3 protein-coding genes and 1 pseudogene are annotated in these 4,426 nt (G+C 52.3%); all 4 read right to left on the bottom strand.

The window, feature by feature from the left end; genetic code table 11:
* Nucleotides 1–398: pseudogene (locus BLU76_RS30240) on the bottom strand (imidazole glycerol phosphate synthase subunit hisF); the annotation flags it as partial.
* Nucleotides 399–577: 179 nt separating this feature from the next.
* Nucleotides 578–2,389: a hypothetical protein gene (locus tag BLU76_RS30245; protein WP_139197726.1), complete on the bottom strand. Its 1,812-nt coding sequence runs from the start codon at nt 2,387–2,389 to the stop codon at nt 578–580.
* 283 nt (nt 2,390–2,672) lie between these two features.
* Nucleotides 2,673–4,055 carry a hypothetical protein gene (locus BLU76_RS30255; protein WP_256572715.1) on the bottom strand — a complete coding sequence of 461 codons (1,383 nt, stop codon included), beginning with the start codon at nt 4,053–4,055 and terminating at the stop codon, nt 2,673–2,675.
* 181 nt (nt 4,056–4,236) lie between these two features.
* Nucleotides 4,237–4,426: hypothetical protein (locus BLU76_RS32055; RefSeq protein WP_256572716.1), on the bottom strand; the 190-nt coding region annotated here is incomplete at its 5' end.

Raw genomic sequence — 4,426 nt, forward strand, 5'->3', positions numbered from 1 at the left:
AGGAATAAGCTCGGCCCGTCCAGCGGGTCATAATCCAAGATGCGCGTGGCATGCCACACCGTCACGTCTTTTTCGATGGAGACTTGACGCCCGGCCACAACGGCCATCCGCAGATTGGCCTTCGAACTATCAAGACCGGTATCCTCGTAATGCAAACGAGGTACATCCATTACAAACTCTTGAATATATTCCCGAAAACTGCCACCAATGCCACCTGTTGCAATGGCTCCGGTAATGTACGGGATATAGCTGCCGTAACTGAACTTATCAATGTAGTTTTGAATCAGCAGCAGATTGGTTTTGTTGCGTTCCATGGCCACAATCGCATCCCATTTGCTCATGCGATCCTGATCCTTCATCCAGCTCAGAAGCTCTGCCAACGTATAGGTAGTTGCCATTGCCATACCCTCAAATGTCAAAATCAATGGTGAGCCTAGCCGTCTCGCACACTCACGACTGAGCGCTTCCTATCGAGATAAACGTCACAAAACCATCTGATCGCCAGAACAGCAAAAAGCGATTACCGAACCGTGCCCTTCAACGACAATCAGTCTTTCCATCCAAAAAAATAGTGCGTTCAGGGCGCCAGAAGAAACAGCCGTTCATCCACCTTCTTATAAGTGCTGCCCTGGTCGTAACTCAACTGAACCAAGACAGAAAGTTTTTCAGCCATTACCAGCGAATCTAAAAAGCCCTTATCAAGCGCTGGCAATATATATCCAACGTAGTATTCATCGTCGGTAAGGGGCTGCGTTTCGTCACGCATCGTATTAGTCACTACCTGGCCTGTCGCTGACGATACGCCGCTTGCCTGAATTTTTAGAAGTTGCCCTTCTGCGATGAAATACCAGCTTTCCAATTTAAAGAGCATGACCGGGTCGGTGATCTCGCTTAACTTGATAGAGCCACCGCTAAGTTTCGGCCTTTCCGCCTGGATCCGCGGCCAACCACTGTCGAAGTTTCTTATTTCCAGATCATAAAATGGTGAAGCGTGAGGAACGGCTTCATCTGGCGGCAGAACCTCGTAATGAATCAAAACATGTTTCCCCACATTCATCGGTACGGCCGTACGGGGAATGTTGAATCGCCTGTCGTTGCCGATCGAGGGTGTCGTCACCACCAGCGGATCGCCAAAGCCGTCCCAGATCATGCTGACCTTGTCATCGTTGCCAATCACGGAGTCCTGCGGGATATCGATGACGGCCCCGGTCAGCACATCAGCGGCATTCACCCACCCCTTGACCACGCCCGACCCGTCGTCATCGTAAAGATTGGCCTTATCCACATTCGGTGCATACAGCTCAAGGGGGCGCCGAACCATCAGCGTCAACGGGCGCGAGCTGAACGAAGCCCCTGCCCGCGCATAGTGATAAAGCAGCTCGACAACCTTGCCGTTGTTCTCCTGTAACCAGCGGTGTTCGAGGACCAGCGTGATAATCCCGCTTTCGACCGCCGACACATCCAGCAGCGCGGTAGCGAGCAGGTTGGTGTCGCCTTGCGCATATACCGTCACCACGTCACCTGGCTGCCGGCTGCCATACAGTGGCACCTGCACGGGCAAGCCATCGGGGTGTCGTGCCGGGTCAATCGAGCCACTGTCGGCACCCGCGACAATCAGTTCGGGCAACAACGGTTCAAGGGTGTCCACTGCCGTAATGGTCTGTTCGGCGGAAGTTGATTCGGGCGTGAGCGGATCCTGTGGATCGGCGTACTGCACCTGGTACTGCATAACCCCATGACCACCGTTCTGGATCAATGTGAGTTGTGCCTTGGGCAAAGACCACTCCAGGGTTTTGCCCACGTCATCGGCGCTCAATGTCCGGCGTATCGTATGGGTCGTAGGGGTCCCTCCGGTAGCGCGATGGGCCACCCAGGTGAAAGTAAGCTCATCACCTTCGGCCATCGCCTGATAAGGCGCGGTGGAGATGAGCGCGGGGCCGGCGATGGCGCTTGGGTCCACGCACAATGCGTGAGACTCCTTCATCTGCGCCACAGGCAAGCTCAGGATACCGACGCGCTTGCCCACATAAAAAAACAGACGCCGGGACTCTTCCCCCAGCGGTCCGCCATCCGATTGCCGATAGGAGTAAAACACTTCGCCCTGATCCAGGCCGATGAGTTTGGCGTTCTCAATCACTATCGGCATTCTTGGATGACCATTCTCGTCATGTTCCAAACGGTCATCGACATCCTGGTAGTTGGTTTCATCGATCGCTTCGCCCAACGGGCTGCGCCCTCGCCAGTTGGGTTCGATCCCATGACCTATTGCAAGTCCTGGATACTGCACATAGGTCAACAAGTCGTCTGTTCCCAACACATCCAGATCAATCACGTTATCGCGACCGAGTAGCGGAATGTGGGGAGCCGGCGGGGCATCTTTTGTATTCATGGGTTTGACACCCTCGTTGAGTTTTCATGCAGCGATAAAGACGTTTTACCCCTGACCGATCGCGCCGACCACTATCAGAACTGTTAGGTTACCGGCGCTCTGCAGTCTGTTACCGTATCGACAACTCACCGTAGCCCTCCCGTTAAAAAGCGCCGTTCATTATGGCTATCGCGGCAATGTCATGACCGACGATTATGTCGACTACAACGCTATTGCATTGCACCAAGGCGTCGAGCCCATGGGGAGCTTTAATAAATGGGTTGCAAGCAAGTCGTTATACAGATCAATAAGCCAGGCCTGTCTCGCCATCAGTCTCGGCAACACTCAGCGGCACATCGGGAATATCGAGCAAGGGCAGCGCTAGCAGTAGATGACCTTCAAGAACACCTATAACCACCGAGTCCCAGGACGCTCTGATGAACACGAAAGCCTGCGGGGCCATTTCGTCAACCTTATAGACGCCTGGGGTTTCGCTGTGCCATGAGCCGGGGCCGTTGAAGTCAATACTCCACTCAACGTGTTCGGTAATATCCCTGTTATTGGCTATGGCTCTTAAAGCGACTTCTGTCAAACCTTTCAAGCTGTCAGGGACTTGAATGGTTATCGCGGGAGTTGTCTGTGTAACCACCATGTAAACCGACGCCGTATACCCTTTATAAGTCGCCACGAGTTCATCCATCACATAGGTTTTCCCTTCGACGACTTCTTTATTCGAGACATAGGTGTAAACGCCATTATTGGATTCGATAGAACCGCTCTCCCCCGGAACCGGATTGTTGATGACCACCGTAGGCGCAGGGCTGTCCTCATCGTCCTTCAGATAGCCAAGCTTTAACGGTACACGCTCGTCTTTATTGCAAATCTGAATCAGTGGATTGATCGTCAAGCGCGAGCGGACTACCGTCACCAAGGCAGAGCTGCTGAACTGGGTAACAGGGTCGGTTGCGGTGACCCGTACACGGGTGAAACGCCCCTCGATCTGACTCGCTGCCGGAGGTGTGTAGACCCCTGTATTTTCATCGATCGTACCTGCGCTGACAGCACGACGCTGCAGGTCTCCAACAGTCCATTTCAGGCCGGTTCTTTCAGGAAAAACCTCAAAAGCATAGTGCGGTGTGCCGGCGGCAATGCGGGGTTCCGGCGTGGTGATGGCGAACGTTGTTTGAGCGGGATTGATGCGACCGAACAGGCCGACATCATAAGGGGACTGTAAATTGAGCATCTGAATGGTTTCGCCGTAGTTAAGCGCAAGATTTTCCGCAATAAATCCCGACACAACGCGGCCCGTAGGGAACTGCTCTTTGATTGCACCCGCGATCATCCCCGACGCATCCGTCGCCAACAAATTAAGTAAAACTTCAGCAGCCTGTACCATTAACAGCCCCATTAAGATTAACAGCTTGCCTACTAAATCCGCTATAGGATCTACTGGATCTGCCAAACTCAACTTACGCTTAACGGCATCGCCAAACTTAAAAATATCAACACCTGACTCAGGATCTACATTGCTTTCAACATCATACCTTATTCTTTTCAACGTACCACCGGCGCCATCATCAATCAATTGGTAATACGCCGTGACGGTTAAATGGTAATACAAGCTCTTGCTCGGATATATATCTATGAGCTCTTGAAGCCCCTCATAATTAGTTGCTACGACATTCATGCTAGCTCTAACAGTCCCGGCACATAGCCACCGGACGCTGATCTGTTGCCCATGCAGCTCAACCTTCAGACGTTCACTGGCCGCCAGAAGAAATTCAGGATGACTAACCTCAAGATCCGCCCATATTGGACCCAACAGGGTGGTCATCTCCAAACGATGATTAAATGTCCCACGCGGAATCTTAATCCCCCCCCCCTTTAGCCGTCACGACAATATCTCTGTTATCGTCATCAAAAACATAATCAAAATCATCGTGATCAATCATTTCCCCCAGCGATCGAACCAACTCAGCAATAACTACTCGGCCTCGCCCTACCAATACAGTGGCAGAGTAATCTCTTCCGGCGTCATTCGGGATCAAGTAACGAAAA

The organism is Pseudomonas sp. NFACC08-1 (assembly GCF_900106735.1).
Classification (GTDB): Bacteria; Pseudomonadota; Gammaproteobacteria; order Pseudomonadales; family Pseudomonadaceae; genus Aquipseudomonas; species Aquipseudomonas fluorescens_Q.

What these genes read in the sequence shown, in the direction of transcription:
- BLU76_RS30245 (WP_139197726.1), bottom strand. Translation starts at nt 2,389, where the DNA reads ATGAATACAAAAGATGCCCCGCCGGCTCCCCACATTCCGCTACTCGGT.
- BLU76_RS30255 (WP_256572715.1), bottom strand. Translation starts at nt 4,055, where the DNA reads ATGAATGTCGTAGCAACTAATTATGAGGGGCTTCAAGAGCTCATAGAT.